Consider the following 17,794-nt stretch of genomic DNA (forward strand, 5'->3'; position numbering starts at 1 on the left):
ATCATCCCAGAAACCGCGTTTCTTCCGATATTTCTCGTACTCAACTGAAAATTGTCGCAGGAACTCGGTTTCTCGCCACCTAACGAGAGAAATTAGATCGCAAATCCGCGATAATTTATCACAATCACCCGCGCCAAATTCCCCACGCTAACCCGCAAGTCCGCCGGGGGTTGAAACCCCCGTCTCATAGCAAAAGTCCTCTCAAAGAGGACTGAAAGACACATTCTTGAACAAGCATTGCAATATCTCCCCAGTCGGTTTCAACCGACTTCCGCTATGAGACAGGGGTTTTAACCCCTGGCGGACTGTTGATTTCACTCTAAATATAGCTACTAGCTTGACGGGTGAACATTGAGCAGTAAATTCCGTTTGATGCTATCAATTCGTCGTGAGTTCCTATTTCTGCTATTTTACCGTTTTCCATGACGGCGATACGATCGGCAATTTTGGCCAATCCCAACCTGTGACTGATGACAATCGTGGTTTTCCCGGCGGCTATTTGGCGAAAGATGCTATAAATTTCGTGTTCTGTCTTGGGGTCGAGGGCGGCAGTTGGTTCGTCAAAAATGAGCACTTCGGCTGTAGAAAGCCGCATTAAGGCGCGGGCGATCGCAATTCTTTGCCACTGTCCCCCCGATAAGTCGATGCCGTCTTCTAATTGTTTCCCCAAGGGAGTCTCTAAACCTTGCTCTAAACTGTTGACTTTAGCTGCAATTCCTGCTTCGGAAATAGCTTCGTTAATTGCGCTGTCATCCGACAGTGAAAGCAAGTCGCCGAAACCGACGTTTTCGCGGACTGTGGAGGGGAAACGGGCGTAATCTTGCATGACTACGGCGATGCGCGATCGCACGTATGCTAGAGAGTACGCTCGCAAATCTTTGCCGTTCCAGTCGATCGTACCACTTGTGGGGTCGTACAGGCGACCGAGGAGTTTGCCAAGAGTTGTTTTACCCGCGCCATTTTCACCAACAAGCACTAGCATTTCACCCGGATTAATCGTTAAGTTGATATCTTCAACCGTGCTTTTATTGCTACCGGGATAGCAAAAAGATAAATCCTTAATCTCGATACCAATTTTATCTTTTGTGGGGGGGGAATCTTGCCCGCCTTCTGGTAAACTAGGCAGGCGAGATGCCACATCCACAAGCGGAGACTGCAATTCTGGTTTCAGTTCCAAAAGTTGAAAAATCGGACTAACACCGAGAGAGATATCGTACAAATTAGCATAATTGCCTATAAGTAATTGCAAACTTTGCTCCACCTGAACAATCAAACCCGAATAAAGCGCCAAATCTCCCAAAGTATAGCGACCACCCAAAGCTCCAATTACCACATAAACAAATGGCAAAGCTACTCCTACTCTACTAAAGACTGACCACAAAAGTAAAACAATTGCTCCTTTTTTTCGGATTTGCTGCATCTCGCTAAAAAACTGCAAAAACTGACTCTGCCAGCGTTTGAGCCAAAGTTCCTGCAACCCAAACAAACGCAATTCTTTAGCGTATTCTTCCCCCGTCAAGACTCGAGCGGATAAGTTCATTTCACGAGTTATTTTAGCTTGCTTTCTTTGAACTCTCCAGATGATTTTGCTATATTTTCTTTGGATGTAAATTGAGGGGCAGGATGAAATCAACATCAGCACTGGCACCCACCAAGCTATTGCAGCAGCAAGGCCTATCGATGGAATAAATATAAAAATTCCCGTGACTGTCATGCTGATGGTAAAGGCTAGTTGCTGTATTTTGAATACTCCCGTTTTGGCTAGTTCTACTATATTTAATAGTTCGGGGTTTTCAAAGAGGGCAATATCGTCGAAATTGGCGACTTTTTCGATGACTTTTCCTTCGACAAAGCCTTGAACGCGATCGCGCAAAGATGTCGAGACAAAAGAACCCATTGTGTCTAGGGCATCGCCGACTAACCTGAGACTTAAGACTCCGGCAATACTCCACAGCAATATTGGTCGGGAAAGCATCAAAGCAAAGGGCTGTGCTGTTTGGTTTTGCGATAGCAACCTAGATACTTCATCAATGATTAATTTATCTAAAAAAAGCACGGCAGATGGGGCAGCACCGCCGATGATGTTGAGTATTATTAAATTGCGGAGTTCTATTGGTGCGGCTCTGATTATCAGGCCCAGGCTGCGCCACAGAGCTTGGAATGTGGTAATTTGGATGGGTTGCATAATTCAATCGCAATAATTTTATTTATTCATCTCCTCCTGCTGTATTATAACAGTAGTTACCACGTAATATAGTTTACTAACAATTAGGTCGTCAGGGATTTTAATCCCTGCCTCATAGCTAAAGTCCTCTTTAGAGGACTGTTCGTTAATATTTAGAATTTGAGTCGGTTAGCTTCGTTTAAACAGGAGTGCCGCTTAATATGTACAGGATTTACATCAAGTCTGCTAGTGTGTTTCTTCAGTCCACTTCAGTGGACTTGAGCTGTGAGACGGGGGTTAAAACCCCCGGCGGGTTAGTGCGAAAGCGACAAATATCAAATTATCCAAATGTCAAACGCCGCACCGTACCGTCATCTGTAAATCGCTGTTCGCCAACGCCAACAACTTCCACAATAACTTCGCGTTCTGATATCAAAAATTGACCCTCGCGCGCGGCAATTTCAACGATGATTTTTTCCCCTTCCAAATACACTTTGTAATTAGTCGTAGCCCAGACACCTTGTTCGTGTTCAAAACTGTGTCCGTCGTCCTCATAAAGCGTCCATTCACCGCTTCCGGGCCAAATTCGCATTTTTAATGACTCAAGCCGTTCTTCGCTGACAAATTGCCTCACGGGTTCCATCGCAATTATGCCCCCACCCCGCACGTAAAGCGGCATTCTCTCCAAAGGTGCATAAGCTAAAATGTGCGTCGGGCCCTGATAGCATTCGCCCGTCCACCAATCGTACCAAGTCCCCTCCGGGAAATACACGGCGCGGTGTTCAACTCCCGGGCGGTAAACGGGTGCAGCCATCAGCGACGGGCCGAGCAATACTTGATCGTAAAGGTGATAAGTTGCCCGATCGCGCGGAAATTGATATAGTAACGGTCGCAAAATCGGTGTTCCCGTCGTCGCAGCTTCCCAAAACAACGTGTAAATATAAGGCAACAACTGATAGCGCAAATTCATGTATTCGCGGCAAATCTTCTCAGTGCGATCGCCAAAAACCCACGGTTCGTGTTGGGCCGTATTTATCGCCGAATGACCGCGCATCAAGGGATACAGCATTCCCACCTGCATCCACCGCGCGAACAATTCAGCGGTTGCATTCTCCGCAAAACCCCCGATGTCGCAACCGACAAACGCCACGCCGGAAAGCCCCATATTGCAAAGCATCGGTAGCGACATTTCTAAGTATTCCCACTGCGATAGATTGTCGCCCATCCATACCGACGAGTAACGCTGAATGCCGGCAAAACCCGATCGCGTCAGCACAAAAGATCGCTCGCCCGATCGCACTTGTTGCAACCCTTCCGAACAAGCTTTCGCCATCATCAACCCATACAAATTGTGCGTTTCCGCGTGGGTGGCGCCCTCGGATTCCGGGCCTTGCGGTGCATCCAGCGGAAACCAGATGTGTTGGTGGCCGTCGCCAAAAGGCCGTTCTGCGATCGAAGGTTCGTTCATGTCGTTCCAAATCCCCGCAACGCCCATATCTGTAAGGTTTTTGTGCAATTCGCCCCACCACTGGCGCACCTCTGGCCGCAGGAAGTCTGGAAACACCGCTTTTTCGGGCCAAACGTAACCGTGGAATAGCCTTCCCTCTGCGGTGCGGACGAAATAGTCATTTTCCACACCCTGATCGAATACTTCATAATCTCCTTCCGGTTCGTACTTGACACCGGGATCGACAATCGTGACAACCTTAAAACCGGCTGCTTTCAAGTCTGCGAGGAGTTTCGCGGGATCGGGGAAACGCTTCGGGCTCCAGGTAAAAACGCGGTAGCCGTTCATATAGTCGATGTCGAGGTGGATGACATCGCAGGGAATCGCCCGATCGCGAAATTCCTTCGCCAACTCCCGCACAACGTCCTCGGAGTCGTAGCTCCAGCGGCATTGGTGGTATCCCAGCGCCCATTTTGGCGGAAGCGGCATCCGGCCGGTTAGCTGCGTGTAGGTGGCGAGAATTTGGGCGGGTTCCGGGCCGTAAATGATGTAGTAATCGAGTTCCGGGCCTCTGGTTTCCATCCGCAAAACCCCCGGTTGTTGGGCGCCGATGTCGAACTGGCTCCAAAATGTAGTGTTGAAAAAGAGGCCGTAAGCGCGATCGGGATTCAGGGCGATGTAAAATGGGATCGCCTGGTACATTTCGTCGCTGAGGGAATTGTAGTCAAGCGCGTCTATTGTCCAATTTGTCTTGACTTGGGAGAGTTTGTCGAGAAAGCCGGTGCGTTCGCCAAAACCGTAGAAGTGTTCGTCTGCTTCGATGCGTTTCCAGCCTGCGGTTGCGCCGGTGCGCCATCCCATACTAGGATCGCAGTCGCTAGCAAAGGGTTTTCCCGATTTGTCCAAGCATTCGATGGAAGCGCGATCGCGCTTGACTGAAATCGTTATTTGTGATGTTTCAATTTCTATTTTTTCGTCTGTTTCTCGCACTTCAAAGGGTATAATTTCCCACTCTTCGTCAGGGACAGTTATTGAGTACGATCTGCTTTTGAATTCACCTGTCGGGGACATTCGCACTCTGATTAAATTCGGCGCGAGGATGCTGAGGATTAGAGAAGTTTCGCCGCAATTAAAGTGAAGGGTGCGATCGGTTTTCTTTATGGACTCTACCGCGCCTATTGTTGACCAAGGCTGTTCAGTAATTTGGAGTTTTCCGAAGTATTGTGGCATAGACTCTGACTGAAAATATTATCGATTTTGCTTTCATGAGTTAAGGGTTGTCATCTGGCAAAAGGCTGAACTACAACGATCGATCTCATGCACCAAAACCTCAATATCTCTAATCTGTCCGATCCACCGCCTGATTAACCCGATCGCCTGGGAGTATTGTACAGGTGAGAGCTAAAGAACCTCAAATAGATGTAACCTAAGCTTATTAAACCTTTAACTTATGCCTCTCACCGAAATTTTACCCCTCCTCAAATAGTTATCTCACTCCGATAAACTGTTGCTACTAAATTTCGTGGTAGCCGAATTATGGAATGAATCAGGTTTAATCCCATTGGATGTTCAGAACAAAATAGCTAGTCAAGGTTTATATGATTCTTTTGAAGCTGCTGCTGGTTTAGCAAAAGCACTAGCAGAGGAAAAAGCGAAGACACATGGTTAATATCGTGCTTTGGTAGTCTAGATGGTTGCTTTTTCATCGACCGCCTGCTACCTTTATTTTGGGTACACTAAAACTTGATAGAAAACCTGCCTTTGTCTGTGGGAGTTGTTTTCCTTTTCACAGTTCTGGGCGTCTCAGGAACAGCGGTGAATTTGCTGATTGTTGCGTAATCACAAATTAGCACAAGTACAGTCTCGGTATTTTTAAAGATGAGGGTACCCATGAAACGTAAAAAACAAGACCAACTCAGCCGCCGCCATTTTCTACTCGGTTCGGCAATTGCAGGTAGCGGTATTGTTGTCGCAAACCTGCGATCGCAATCAGGATTAGCACAATCTTCTGCACCGGCAATTATCACCTCGGATCGGATGCGCCCCAGCATTCCCTACGGTGTTGCTAGCGGTGATATTACCGGCAACAGTGCGGTGATTTGGAGTCGGTGCGATCGCTCCTCCCGGATGATAGTCGAATATGACACCGCCGAGTCCTTCGGCAACGTGCAGCGCATCATCGGACCTGCAGCGTTGGAAACTAGCGATTACACGGCGCGTATTAACCTGATTGACCTACCAGCCCACCGGCAAATATTCTACCGAGTTAGCTTCCAGAATTTAGCCGATCCAAACATCTACAGCGTCCCCGTTACGGGGAGTTTTCGCACACCTCCAAACAGCAAGCGCGACATCTTTTTTGCCTGGTCGGGAGACACCGCCGGACAGGGTTGGGGTATCAATTCTGAATGGGGCGGCATGAAAATCTATGAAACTATCAGGCAGCTTAAGCCAGACTTCTTCATTCATTCTGGCGATTACATCTATGCAGATAATCCGATTAAATCTGAGGTAAAACTTGACGACGGTAGCATCTGGAAAAACATCACAACAGAAGAAAAGTCAAAAGTAGCTGAAACCTTAACAGAGTTTCGCGGAAATTACATCTACAACCTGCTAGACAATAACATCCGGCGCTTCAACGCCGAAGTACCTCAGCTAGTTCAGTGGGATGACCACGAAACTACAAACAACTGGTATCCCGGCGAGATGCTAATCAGCGATGACCGCTACAAAGTCAAAAGCAGTTCTTTACTGGCAGCGCGAGGCAAGCAAGCATTTATGGAGTATACGCCGATCCGCTTCGATGCCAACGACCCAGAACGGATTTACCGTTCGTTCAATTACGGTTCTTCCCTGGAAATTTTTATGCTGGATATGCGTAGCTACCGAGGAATAAACACTGCCAACCGTCAGACAGCAGCAAGTGAAGAAACAGCATTTTTGGGTAATGCTCAAGTTAGCTGGTTAAAGAAAAAATTGCAGAATTCAAAGGCAAGGTGGAAAGTAATTGCTAGCGATATGCCAGTCGGATTGGTGATTGAAGATGGCAAAAACAGCGGCAACTTTGAGAACCTCGCCAATGGAGATGGCCCTGCATTAGGACGCGAACTCGAACTTGCCCAATTGTTGCGCTTTATCCAGCAAAACAATATCCAAAATGTCGTTTGGCTGACCGCTGACGTGCATTATGCTGCCGCGCACTACTACGATCCCGGTCAAGCTCAATTCACTGATTTTAAACCGTTTTGGGAGTTTGTTGCCGGGCCGCTTCACGCTGGAACTTACGGACCAAATAAGCTTGACAATACTTTTGGCCCCCTAGTTAAGTTCCAAAGTTTGCCGCCGGGAGAATTAGAAAATCTACCTCCTACAAAAGGTTTTCAGTTCTTTGGTACGGTTAAAATTAATGGCGACAGTCAGGTGATGACTGTCGCGCTGCACAACCTTGAAGGCAAAATTCTCTACAGCGTGGACTTGCCGCCGGAGGTTTAAAACAGCTTCAAGGGCGCTGGACAAGTCGATCGGCAAAATTACAAAATGTAGGAGTAATATCAAGTTCTATCATCTGCGATCGATCGGGGAGTAGTAACGCACTCAAAGCGATATCTACTTACCCATCGAAAATAACATTTTCAATGCTAGTCAAACGACCCTTTTGGGCGGCGATCGAATCTAAGCGAAGCGCAAAGACTTTGCACCTTAGCTGCAACAGGATTGTTAGGCTGTTCCGTCACTTTCCGAAGTAATTGGTATACCGATTTGAGTGAACCACGTTAATTTGTCGAAGTATCCACGCTGAAATTGAATTTTACTATCTACAACGTGGAAGAACCCGCACCCGCGCAGAGTATAACTCTTGCCAGTCGGAGTAAAACCAGCAAATTCGCCGACAAATGTACCCGTGCCACTCCACTCCAAAATCGCCCACTCGCCGTCTTCAAACAGATTCTCCATATGGGTGCAGTTGTCTGGAAACGCCTGAAAGAATGAGATAAAAACTTACGCATCAATACCTTCACCACCTTAGTTTTTTACGGCGATTAAAAATCTTTATGCAGTATTTTCGGATAAAAAACTCGGTTATGAAGGTACCCATGCGTTCGGGACTGTAGATATTACTTGTACAAAACCGCCTCTTTCAAAGTTGCGATCTTAGCTAGCGCTGCATCGAGATCCTCTTGGGAGGCGCCGTGAGCAATTATTGCATCGGTCAAATGCTTCACAATTGCATCAAAGTGTTCTGGCTGTAAATTCAAACCTTCGTGTGCTTTCTCCATTGAACGGCCTGAGTATTGCTTGGGGCCGCCGAGGGCATAAGAGATAAAAGCAGTTTGATGGCGGCGCTGCTTTTCCATATCTGTATGATCGAAGAAATGGCTCACTATCTCGTCAGCCAAAACATCGCGGTAAAAATCATCCACCATCTCTTTAATGGCTGACTCTCCACCCATTTTCTCGTACAATGTTGTTGCCATATCGTTTCAGCGAGTTGTTTTTTTTCACTTACTCTTTAATGTTAGCTGGCAGCTTTGCTGTTTTCACCCTGTGAAATATTAATTTAATCTGAAATAATTACTTAGTAACTGTTGCGACTGGTGGTATTTTTGAGATCGCCTTCTATTTGTAAACTTTATTAACGTTCTATTGCCAGTTAGATATAGTCGATCGCCCTCCCAGCATTTTGACCTAATGCACGGGTTGCTTGTTTTAGCAAGATGTTTGCGAAAAAAGCCCAACACGCATCTGTTCTCCAGCTAGCAAACTCATGAAATTAGTGAGAAAACAGAGGCCGGATGCGATCGCGGAAATTAGGCCCGCCCCTGCAATTCCACAAGTTAAAATAAATGGGCGCTCGGCTGCTGAGCGGCATCATGTATAATGAAATTGGCAATATAATCGAATCACCACAACGATCGCCTGTATACTGATATTCTGCCGTTGCTAGTCGGTTTCGACACTTCCGGGCGATCGCCCGCAGTTAAAAAAAACCTTTGACTTAAGTACGCGGACTGAAAATAAGATTATTATGTCCTCCGCCAGGAACCAAGCAATCCCAAATCTGAGCGATTGCTGCATTTCTATCTGCTGTTTCCTTAAACTTTGATGATTTTTGAGTGCCTTGAAATACTATAGCCAACATCCTAACGCTTTCTCGCTCGACTACCTCAACGACTTGCGAGGAGCAATTCTAGCCTCCCCTTATCTAGCAATCAACAACCTCAATCGCGATTTCATTGGCACAAAAGGGTTTTCCGTAGTGTTTCAACGTGCGGAAATCGCCGAAGTAGAACGGCGGTTCCCTTTATTCAAACCCTATCTAGACCAAGCATTACAGCCTGAATGCAATGCTTTTTACCTCAACCCTTTGTTGCTGGGTGAAGGTTCCCGCGTCGATCCGCATATCGATCGATCATTGCGATCGTACTGCAAAACAGTTGAACCTCCCGCAGCCGTCAGCGTTTTGTACGTACAAGTACCGCCGAACTTGCAAGGGGGAGAGTTGATACTGCGGCGCAACAAACAGCAAGTCGGGCAGATTAAGCCGCAAGCCAACTCGCTAATTTATTTTCAAGGAGATTTGACTCACTCTGTCAACGCTGTTAAAAGTACCGGAACTCGTTTGAGTTTGGTTTGCGAACAGTACAGTTTGAGCGAAACAGAATTGCAAGATATTCCAAGATTCACCGTGGAATCTAGGGCCGTGAAAGCCAAAAGCAAGTAAGGTTTATTATCTAAAAAAAACAGCTTTTTTGACAATCAAAATGTCTCCCTAAGCAGGAATTACTGTCAGGCTACCTACAAAACAAACTTAAATACCCAGCTCTATGTTGGGCGCTTGTTTATACCCGTAAAAAAAGAAGGCCACTGTAGGCACCTGAACCAAACCCTTAGTTCATTAGTCGTTGCCAAATCTTTAATCTCAAGACTTACGCAACTGTCACAAGACTTTTAGGTATGTTATTGCGCTTCAGCGCTCTTAGGATATGAAAGAGCGCTGAAGCGCAACAACATACCTTTGTTTAAAGTGCCAGTTGTGTAAATCCTGTTTTTTAAGGATTGCAGATTTCGGGGAGCGCTTTTTCTTCGGGATGATTAGCAATATAATTGCTCAGCCATTGGCAACTCAGTTTCATTAAATTATCTAAATCAAGTTTCAAATTCCAGATCCTTAAAGTAGAATCATCGCTGGCAGAAACAAGAGTTTTGCCGTCGGGACTGATGTTAACGTCATTAACTCGATCGCTATGTCCCTCAAAAGTTTGTAGGGGCAGCACCTCCGATCCCGTTTGGCCGTCTGCTACATTCCACAATTTAATTGTGTGATCGAAACTTGCAGATGCGATCGTTTTGCCGTCGGGACTGAAACTAATGCTTTTTACCCAAGTTCCGTGTCCTTTGATCGTTTTGAGTTCGGTGCCTGTTTCTGCATTCCACAATTTAATTGTGCTGTCATCGCAAGCGGATGCTAAGATTTTGCCGTCGGGACTGAAACGGAGGTTGGTAATTCGGCTGTTATGCGCTCTCAGAATCCTTCTTGGAGTAGATTCTAAATTCTTTAAATCCCAGAAATAGATCGCGCGATCGTTTCCTGCGGATGCTAAAGTTTTGCCATCGGGACTGAATGTGACACTTCTAACTCTTTCGAGATGTCCTGTGAAGGTTTTGATTTGAGTACCGCTTTCTAGATGCCACAATTTAACAGTTTTATCGACTCCGGCTGATGCTAAGATTTTACCGTCGGGACTGAAAACAACGCTATCAATTCCCCTCTGATGTCCTGAAAGAGTTTTGATTTCGGTGCCGGTTTCTAGGTTCCACAATTTAATAGTTTTATCGCTTCCTGCAGATGCTAAAATTTTGCCGTCAGGGGCGAAAATGACGCTGGTGACGGCACCTCGATGTCCTAGAAAAGTTTTGATTTCGCTGCCGTTTTGTGCATTCCACAATTTAACAGTGCGATCGTTGCTACCGGAGGCAACAGTTTTGCCGTCGGGCGAGAAACTCGCACTGAAAACCTGACGGCGGTGGCTTTCAAGCACTTTCGGTTCGATGCCGGTGAGGTTCCAGAGTCGTACCGTGCGATCGGTACCTGCCGTTGCCAAAGTGCGGCCGTCGGGACTGAAACTAAGGCTGGCAACCCTGCCGGTGTGTCCTTTGAGCGTTTGTGGCTCGATGTCTCCTAACTGCGACAAATTCCACAATTTGACGGTGCCGTCTTCGCTAGCCGTAGCCAGAGTTTGGCTGCGGCTGTCTCTGGGACTGAATTTGACGTTCCAGACTTGCCTGGTGTGGGCTTGCAGGGTTTTGAGGAGAGTCAGGTTTTGGACATCCCACAGCTTGACTAAACCGTCTTCACCCGAAGATGCTAGGGTTTTGCCGTCGTCGGAGAAACTGACACTTCTGACAGCATTGGTATGGCCCCTCAGCGTTGCGATTTCCGTTCCGTCTACAGGATTCCAGAGTTTGACAGTGCGATCGCTACCCGAAGATGCGATCGCTAACCCGTCGGGCGAAAAAGTGACGCTTGTTGCCCAGCCCCTATGCCCAGTAAAGGTTTGGAGCAAAGTGCCGTCTGCTGGATTCCAGAGTTTGACAGTGCCGTCGGAACCCGAAGATGCGATCGCCAATCCGTCGGGAGCAAAACTGACTCCTCTCACCCAGCCCCTATGCCCCGTAAGGGTTCTAATTTGTGTGCCGTTTTCAATGTTCCAGAGTTTGATAGTAGCATCGTCACTAGCAGATGCGATCGTCTTGCCGTCAGGTGAGAAACTGACAGTCCAAATGTTGTCGCGGTGTCCGGTGAGGGTTCTGAGTAAGATGCCGTCTGGGTTCCAGAGTTTGACGGTATCGTCTTCGCTAGCGGATGCGAGGATTTTGCCATCGGGCGAGAAAACGACGTTTCTGAGGACAGCTTGGTGGCCCAGGAGTTGATCGCGCTCTCGGATGCTGTAAATTGCTTGTTGGAGGGCGATCGATACTTGCATCTTAGTTTCGGATTTTGCCGGACTGAATGCCTCTAATTTTTTAAGTTTATGTGCTGCTTGCAGTGCTTCGATCAGTGCTGGAAAAGGGTTTGAGGCTAAAGTTGTCTTTGACGACAAGCTTTCGAGGACTATTTTAGTTTCTGCGAGTTCTCGATCGGCTTTAATTACTTGCAATTGTACGCCGATAGCTGCTGCTAAAGATATCCCTAAAATTGTTGAGCCGATCGCAATTATTTTTCTAGCTTGTTTTTTAGCTAACATTAACTCTGTTTTAGCTTGATGCTGAGCCAGACTTAAAGTTTCATTAGCTTGTGCCAATATTTGACTTTCCTCAGCTTGCAGTGCAAAAGCCAATTCAACTTCTCGCTTTTCCAAATCCTGAGCCGCCGCTAAAAAGCGGTAATCCAGATGGCTTAAACTTTGATATTTTGCCCATTCCAAAGCTTCTTGCAGCGCCTGACCCCGCAGCAGCCGCGAATTATCCTCAAAATTGGCAGCCTTCCAAGCATTAAAATTTTCCGAATAAGGTCGCAGCTTTCCTAACTGTTTTTCCACCCATTCAAGATTGAAAACTTCGGCATAGATTCGGTTATAAACTTTTAATTTTCCGTGCTGTTGCACCACTAAACCTGACAGTCGCAATTCCGTTTGTTCGGGACTGCCATCAGCAAGAACCCCCCCCAGCCCCCCCTTGCTAAGGGGAGGAGCAAGAGTGGCTATTTCTTGCTTTCCCAGGGGTGAAGTAGCAGCATTTAGCCCCCCCTTGCTAAGGGGTGGCTGGGGGGGGTTCGCGGATTGCAAAACCTGCTGGTAAAGCCCCAATAACTGCCCCGCTTTTTGCTGATTTCTCAAAAGGCGATCGCGAATAGTTTTCAAATGTTCAGGCTCATCCTGAGACTCCCAATTCTCCACAATCCGCAACTTCACCAACCTCTCAACTCCGTCCTCCTGTGTGGAACAGGCATCCTGCCCGTCAGTGGGGATCGAACAGGCATCCTGCCTGTCTTTCTCAGCGCCCTCTGCGTCTCTGCAGTTAACTTTCTTCAACTCCTTTTCCAGCATTAACTTGCACAGCTTTTGGGTCAAAAAAGGTTGTCCCCCCGTCCAATCCAAAATATCTGCGATCGCACTTTCAGGATTGGCAACTTGCCCCTGCCAACCATCTATTAAAGGCTGCACTTCATCAATCTGAAAACCGCGTAAATTGATCGCCTTACCAATATTAAAAGGAGTTTGAGTTTTATCAGCAATCAAATCCGAAGGCGTCGCCACCCCCAACAGCGCAAAAGTCAAACGCCTATACAGAGGATTGTCAACTCTTTGATTGTAAAACCAGCGAATCAGAGCAAAAAACTCATCAGCCGAAAAATTCATGCTCAATACTCGATCGATCTCGTCAATAAAAATAACTATATTTTGGGAAATTTCAACTAAAATAACTTCTTCGATAAACAAACTAAACCGCTGGACGGGAGATAACAAGTCCCGGCGTTCGCGCCACCAATTCCGCCAATTAATTTTATTACTTAGCTGACAGCTACTGACCAAAGAATTGACAATGCCTGCATACCACTTTTCGGGAGTTACATCTTCCTTGCCAATCCCAGTTAAATCGATAAAAGCGCACACAGTACCTTCAGCTTGCAATTTTTGCATCGCCCGCACCCGCAAACTAGATTTGCCCATTTGCCGCGAATTCAAAACGTAACAAAACTCACCCGCTTTCAAACTTTCGTAAAAGTCCAAGTCTGCTTGTCGCGTCACGTAACTCGACGCATCTGCGGGGAGACTCCCGCCAATCTGATATTCATAACTAACTGGAGATTCTTTCATCATTGCCTGCACCAAAATCTAGATTTGATTGTACGATCGCAAACCTGACTATGTAGAGATTTACCAAAAAACCTGATTTTTGCTGATTTTGATGATGCTTTGTCAGGCTGCACCTGATTTTTTCCGATAAATTCCGAGTGCGAAGCTCTTTATCAGTTCCTATAATACCTGATTTTATCACCATTGCAGTTCAATAGTTTTACGAAGACACTGATAACAGAAAGCGAAAGGTGCAGCAAACAAATACAAACACTTAGCGCTTTGACAAACTCAGAATACACTCATAAATAGGATTAATACCATGACAGAACTTAGAACGATCGCCGACGCTAACATTTCTCCCCTGAGATTCGGTTTAATTGAAGACTTGACCGACGTTCCCCGGACTGAAGACCCTGATTCAGATAATCCGAATCCTAAGCCTAATAAATTCGGTTTGATTGAAGACTTTACCGATGTTCCCCGGACAGACCCCGATGGCGATCCGAATCCCAATAAATCCCCTTTTATTGAAGACTTCACCGATGTTCCCCGGACAGAAGACGATGGTAATCCAATGGTAGAAATACGTGAAGTAATCGCCGCAGATAGCAACTCTACTAACAGCTTATTCGGCCGCATCGATAAAATCAGTGGCTTACCCAATGACAACATAACGGGAACACCAGGAAATGACTACCTAGTAGGAAAGCATTACACGGAGGATGACATCTTTGGCGGTGGCGGTGCAGATACACTCAAAGGCCTTGACAGTGACGACTTCCTATTTGGGGGTACTGGCAATGATAAAGTCTATGGCGGTGGCGATTCCGATTGGCTAGAAGGCAATAGCGGCAACGATTTTCTTGTTGGTCACGCCAATGGTGACGGATACGATTATTATGAAGTCGATACATTAATTGGCGGTTCCGGAGCCGATACATTCTCGCTAGTTATCGACGGCCCAGAGTTTGAAGTTCCTTACTTAGATGGCTTAGGCGAGCACGCGTATGCAATTATTCAGGACTTTAAGAAAGCAGATGGAGATGCAATTTTGATGGTCGGTCAAAAGCAAGACTACGAATTTGTATCGGGATACTACAATTACGGCAATGACTCTCTGAAAGACACAAAAATATTTTATCAAGGTGACATGATTGCCGTAGTTTCGGACACAATGACTGCGGATTTAACCCTCTCTTTTGTGTAATTCTATCTGTAGGGCGCTGCACACACTCCGCTTCGCTCCGCCCATTCTTGGCGTGTCAACTTAAGAGAAAATACCCCGCTTGCCTGCGGTTGGAAACCGCTCGTCTGGGTGCAAGTCGAATGTGGCGACGCCCGTCATCGAACTTGCACCCTTGCCTACACAAACAAAATTCATCTACGTGGGTTTCGCTCAATCTCTACGCCCTAATTTTGAAGAACAAGGAGCAACTGAAATGGCAATTATTAATGGAACCCCTTTCAATGACGACGATACCTTCAATAACGGTCAATTCCGACCCAAGTTAGTTGGTAAAGATCCTGAATGGATGCAAGGCCCCAATGGCCCTGTATTAACGCTGGGATCTGACACAATCTATGGTGATGCAGGAAGCGATATATTGTTGGGTCTTGGTGGAAATGACTATCTAGATGGTGGGTCTAACAACGACGTTCTCGATGGTGGCGCTGGTAATGACACTTTATATGGCGGCGTTGGCTACGACTATCTAGTTGGCGGCCCTGGTAACGATCGGCTGATTGGTGGTAATTTAGACGATGCTCTGCTTGGCGGTATCGGCAATGACAGTCTCTTGGGCGGAAGCGGTAACGATCAACTTACTGGTTTCGGGTTTGGGGAAAATGAATTCGACATCCTCACAGGTGGCATTGGAAACGACAGGTTCGCGTTGGGTGACGCAAATAGCGTTTACTACCTCGGAAATGGGTACGCCACAATTACGGACTTTAGCTTAACTCAAAGCGATAAAATCCAAATTAAAGGCATTCTAACAGACGGTTATTCGCTTGGGCTTGGCAACTGGGAAGGTAGCAATGCCCAAGACACGGGAGTCTTCTACAAGGGTGATTTGATTGGTGTTGTGCAAGACCAAAATATTACCAATGTCAACCCCAATCAGGTGTTTATCTCCGCTTTTTAACCTAAAACGCGGCAGAAATATTCGCGGTACAAATTGCAACGCGGCATGACATAATTGTTTTGCCGCCGCACAATTCCCATGCTGTGCAATTTGTAAATTTGCATGGAATCTAATTCAACTGGTTCGGCAGAATTGACAACTTTTTTCAAAGCTAAAGCTAATTCTGGATTGTGTTGCAGTATTTCCAAATGCTTTCGCAAATGACTGGTGTAAATTCCAGATTCTGATGCCGCATTTTCTAATAGCTGAGTTAATGAAATTTTGCCACAACTAATCTCATACATTGCCAATCTTACTAAATAAGGATGTCCGCCGATCGCACTTATTAACTCTCGCAACTGCCCCTCATCCCAATCCAAGCCGTGCAGCCGAGCTAAATCGTGAATTTGCTGGCTCTCAAACTCCAGCAACTCAACGGGCACCCCCGCATTAAACGGAGATTGATTCATGTCCAAAGGAATATAAACTTCCGTAGAATGCGCCATTACCAACCGCAGTTTTTTCCAGATATCCGAAATCTTGGCTTTTTCGTGCCAGCTTCGCAGCATCCCCAGAAAATCTTCAACTACTTCGGTGTAGGGAAATATGCGATCGACTTCATCCAAGCCCAAAACCAGAGGCGTTTCTGTTGCCGCCAGCAAATACTCTTCAAAGTAAACCGTACAGTTATCGTTGCTGCCCAAAATATCGGTATCCCAATACTCGTTTAACTTGTTTTCTAACTTTAACTGTCGGCTTACCATCAAACACAACCAGCGCAGAAATTTATCCAGATTTGTTAATATTCCTCGGTCGGCGGCGCTCAAATCGAGATAAACTGCGTGATAGTTTTCCCGAACAGCGCCAGCTAAAATTCGGTTCATCAGTGAAGTTTTGCCCATCATCTCCGGTGCTTTAATCCGAATCAGCGAACCGGGTTTTACAACAGTCTCGCAGCACAAAGATTCAATGTTGCAACGCTCCACATAAAAAGGAGAATCTAATGATACCGAGCCTTCGGGAAACTGCAAATTTGCCACAGTCAGCGGTTGTAAGAGCAGGTTGGTGCTAATATATTGAGTGGACTCTTGCGATGCAAATCTCCTCAGAGCTTCTTTAAAATTTTTCTTCGTGATTTTTTCGGCTAAGGCTTCTGAAAGCTTGTGCCACAATTTATTGCCGACATCTTTGTTGAGGTATTCAGCACTGTAGCCGTAAGTTTTGGCGATTTCATCGTAACTTTTTCCTTCCCAGGAACCTTGAAGGACTTTCATTTCGATGTCGCTGAGATGTTTGCCGGTGTTTTGAGCAAAAATGCGATCGGCAGATTCTTTGGTTTTGCTCCAAGAGAATTCTAATTCTGAGTTCATGGGATCGACGGGTAAGTACCCATATACGTAAGTATGCAGATGCTTGCAAGAGAGCAGTTGTTCCTGCATTGGAAAGTTACCCTGACTTTTCCCTATTTTAACCTAATTTTTTACTGTCAATCACTGCTGCAAGGCATTTTGTTGGTTAAACGCCTGATTTTATTCCCCTTGTCGGTTTTGCTCTTAGGAAATAAACTGGTTGAGAAGCAAGTTGATTAGCGATCGCCCGTTAGCGTTAGCTTTCGCGATCCGAAGCAAAGCCCTCGCAAAGGAGCGCAAAAATCAATCATTCAACCACACCGATCAAAGCCTAACCTAGCAAACACCAGGCGGCAAGGGAAAAAATTATCGCTGCAAGATGCTGTTGGGGCAACGCTGACGCTGACAGATGGCACTGCTTCTGCTGCTGACTACACCAAGACGCCGATCGCCATTAACTTTGCCGCTGGCGATACCACACCAAAAATTGTTACTATTCCGATCGCCGATCGCGTCATCGGCGAAGCTGACGAAACCGTTAATTTAGGTCTAACTAATCCAACGGGAAATGCTACATTTGGCGAGCGATACAACAATGGAGTTTTGACAATTGCAGATTTGGAGGAAGTGGGAACAATCGCTTTCTGCTTTGGGCAGATTCCGCAATCGATACCATTCTAGATTTTGAACCCAGAAAAGATACGATCGCCCTTACTAGAGGTTTGACTGCCTCTCAACTGTCAATTACTCAAGCCAACAGCGACACCTTAATCCGCTTGGCAGCAACCGGTCAAATTTTAGCTACTCTCAATAACGTATCAGGACTGACACAACTAGGATATTAAAATTGGTTTGTAGTTGCGCTTGGCGGTTCAGAAACCGGGTTTTTTTACGAAAATACGCAGGTT

At 46.3% G+C, this 17,794-nt stretch carries 13 protein-coding genes; 6 read left to right on the plus strand and 7 right to left on the minus strand.

The features are described from left to right. Nucleotides 1-319 precede the first annotated feature (319 nt). The gene (locus tag QUB25_RS10395) at nt 320-2,185 is read right to left on the minus strand and encodes an ABC transporter ATP-binding protein (protein WP_333183172.1); all 1,866 of its coding nucleotides are present in this window, start codon (nt 2,183-2,185) and stop codon (nt 320-322) included. Between the two features lie 319 nt (nt 2,186-2,504). Next, the gene (locus QUB25_RS10400) at nt 2,505-4,841 is read right to left on the minus strand and encodes a glycoside hydrolase family 31 protein (protein WP_333183174.1); all 2,337 of its coding nucleotides are present in this window, start codon (nt 4,839-4,841) and stop codon (nt 2,505-2,507) included. Between the two features lie 292 nt (nt 4,842-5,133). Between QUB25_RS10400 and QUB25_RS10405 the strand changes: the two genes are divergently transcribed. Then, nucleotides 5,134-5,280 carry a hypothetical protein gene (locus tag QUB25_RS10405; protein WP_333183176.1) on the plus strand — a complete coding sequence of 49 codons (147 nt, stop codon included), beginning with the start codon at nt 5,134-5,136 and terminating at the stop codon, nt 5,278-5,280. A gap of 221 nt (nt 5,281-5,501) precedes the next feature. After that, on the plus strand, nt 5,502-7,106 hold the full coding sequence (locus tag QUB25_RS10410) for an alkaline phosphatase D family protein (protein ID WP_333183177.1): 1,605 nt from the start codon (nt 5,502-5,504) through the stop codon (nt 7,104-7,106). 225 nt (nt 7,107-7,331) lie between these two features. On the opposite strand, the gene QUB25_RS10415 is transcribed toward QUB25_RS10410, so the two are convergent. Both QUB25_RS10415 and QUB25_RS10420 read right to left on the minus strand, forming a co-directional pair. After that, nucleotides 7,332-7,607, minus strand: coding sequence for an ester cyclase (locus tag QUB25_RS10415; RefSeq protein ID WP_333183236.1), 276 nt, complete (start codon nt 7,605-7,607; stop codon nt 7,332-7,334). 122 nt (nt 7,608-7,729) lie between these two features. Continuing rightward, nucleotides 7,730-8,089, minus strand: a complete 360-nt coding sequence (locus QUB25_RS10420; RefSeq protein ID WP_333183179.1) for a group 1 truncated hemoglobin — start codon at nt 8,087-8,089, stop codon at nt 7,730-7,732. Nucleotides 8,090-8,733: 644 nt separating this feature from the next. Between QUB25_RS10420 and QUB25_RS10425 the strand changes: the two genes are divergently transcribed. Further along, complete coding sequence (locus tag QUB25_RS10425; protein ID WP_333183181.1) at nt 8,734-9,336, plus strand: 2OG-Fe(II) oxygenase; 603 nt, start codon at nt 8,734-8,736, stop codon at nt 9,334-9,336. Between the two features lie 328 nt (nt 9,337-9,664). Here QUB25_RS10425 and QUB25_RS10430 read toward each other — a convergent pair whose 3' ends face one another. After that, nucleotides 9,665-13,435: a WD40 domain-containing protein gene (locus tag QUB25_RS10430; RefSeq protein ID WP_333183183.1), complete on the minus strand. Its 3,771-nt coding sequence runs from the start codon at nt 13,433-13,435 to the stop codon at nt 9,665-9,667. A 298-nt stretch (nt 13,436-13,733) separates the two neighbouring features. Between QUB25_RS10430 and QUB25_RS10435 the strand changes: the two genes are divergently transcribed. Together QUB25_RS10435 and QUB25_RS10440 are read left to right on the plus strand one after the other, a co-directional pair. Then, nucleotides 13,734-14,621: a calcium-binding protein gene (locus QUB25_RS10435; RefSeq protein ID WP_333183184.1), complete on the plus strand. Its 888-nt coding sequence runs from the start codon at nt 13,734-13,736 to the stop codon at nt 14,619-14,621. Between the two features lie 79 nt (nt 14,622-14,700). Further along, nucleotides 14,701-15,558 carry a calcium-binding protein gene (locus QUB25_RS10440; protein WP_333183186.1) on the plus strand — a complete coding sequence of 286 codons (858 nt, stop codon included), beginning with the start codon at nt 14,701-14,703 and terminating at the stop codon, nt 15,556-15,558. Here the strand turns inward: QUB25_RS10440 and QUB25_RS10445 are convergent. Next, nucleotides 15,555-16,976 carry an AAA-like domain-containing protein gene (locus QUB25_RS10445; RefSeq protein WP_333183188.1) on the minus strand — a complete coding sequence of 474 codons (1,422 nt, stop codon included), beginning with the start codon at nt 16,974-16,976 and terminating at the stop codon, nt 15,555-15,557. The genes QUB25_RS10440 and QUB25_RS10445 overlap by 4 nt on opposite strands. Before the next feature lie 341 nt (nt 16,977-17,317). Beyond that, a complete protein-coding gene (locus QUB25_RS10450) occupies nt 17,318-17,479 on the minus strand; it encodes a hypothetical protein (protein WP_333183189.1) in 162 nt (53 codons plus the stop codon). 129 nt (nt 17,480-17,608) lie between these two features. On the opposite strand from QUB25_RS10450, the gene QUB25_RS10455 reads away from it, so the two are divergent. After that, nucleotides 17,609-17,731, plus strand: a complete 123-nt coding sequence (locus QUB25_RS10455) for a hypothetical protein (protein WP_333183191.1) — start codon at nt 17,609-17,611, stop codon at nt 17,729-17,731. Nucleotides 17,732-17,794: the final 63 nt, after the last annotated feature.

Origin of the sequence: Microcoleus sp. B3-D7 (assembly GCF_036705305.1) — a bacterium.
In the GTDB taxonomy this organism is placed as follows: Bacteria; Cyanobacteriota; Cyanobacteriia; order Cyanobacteriales; family Microcoleaceae; genus Microcoleus.

Coding starts and splice junctions, on each gene's coding strand:
- QUB25_RS10445 (WP_333183188.1), bottom strand. CDS start 16,976: ATGCAGGAACAACTGCTCTCTTGCAAGCATCTGCATACTTACGTATAT.
- QUB25_RS10420 (WP_333183179.1), bottom strand. CDS start 8,089: ATGGCAACAACATTGTACGAGAAAATGGGTGGAGAGTCAGCCATTAAA.
- QUB25_RS10395 (WP_333183172.1), bottom strand. CDS start 2,185: ATGCAACCCATCCAAATTACCACATTCCAAGCTCTGTGGCGCAGCCTG.
- QUB25_RS10435 (WP_333183184.1), top strand. CDS start 13,734: ATGACAGAACTTAGAACGATCGCCGACGCTAACATTTCTCCCCTGAGA.
- QUB25_RS10410 (WP_333183177.1), top strand. CDS start 5,502: ATGAAACGTAAAAAACAAGACCAACTCAGCCGCCGCCATTTTCTACTC.
- QUB25_RS10400 (WP_333183174.1), bottom strand. CDS start 4,841: ATGCCACAATACTTCGGAAAACTCCAAATTACTGAACAGCCTTGGTCA.
- QUB25_RS10430 (WP_333183183.1), bottom strand. CDS start 13,435: ATGATGAAAGAATCTCCAGTTAGTTATGAATATCAGATTGGCGGGAGT.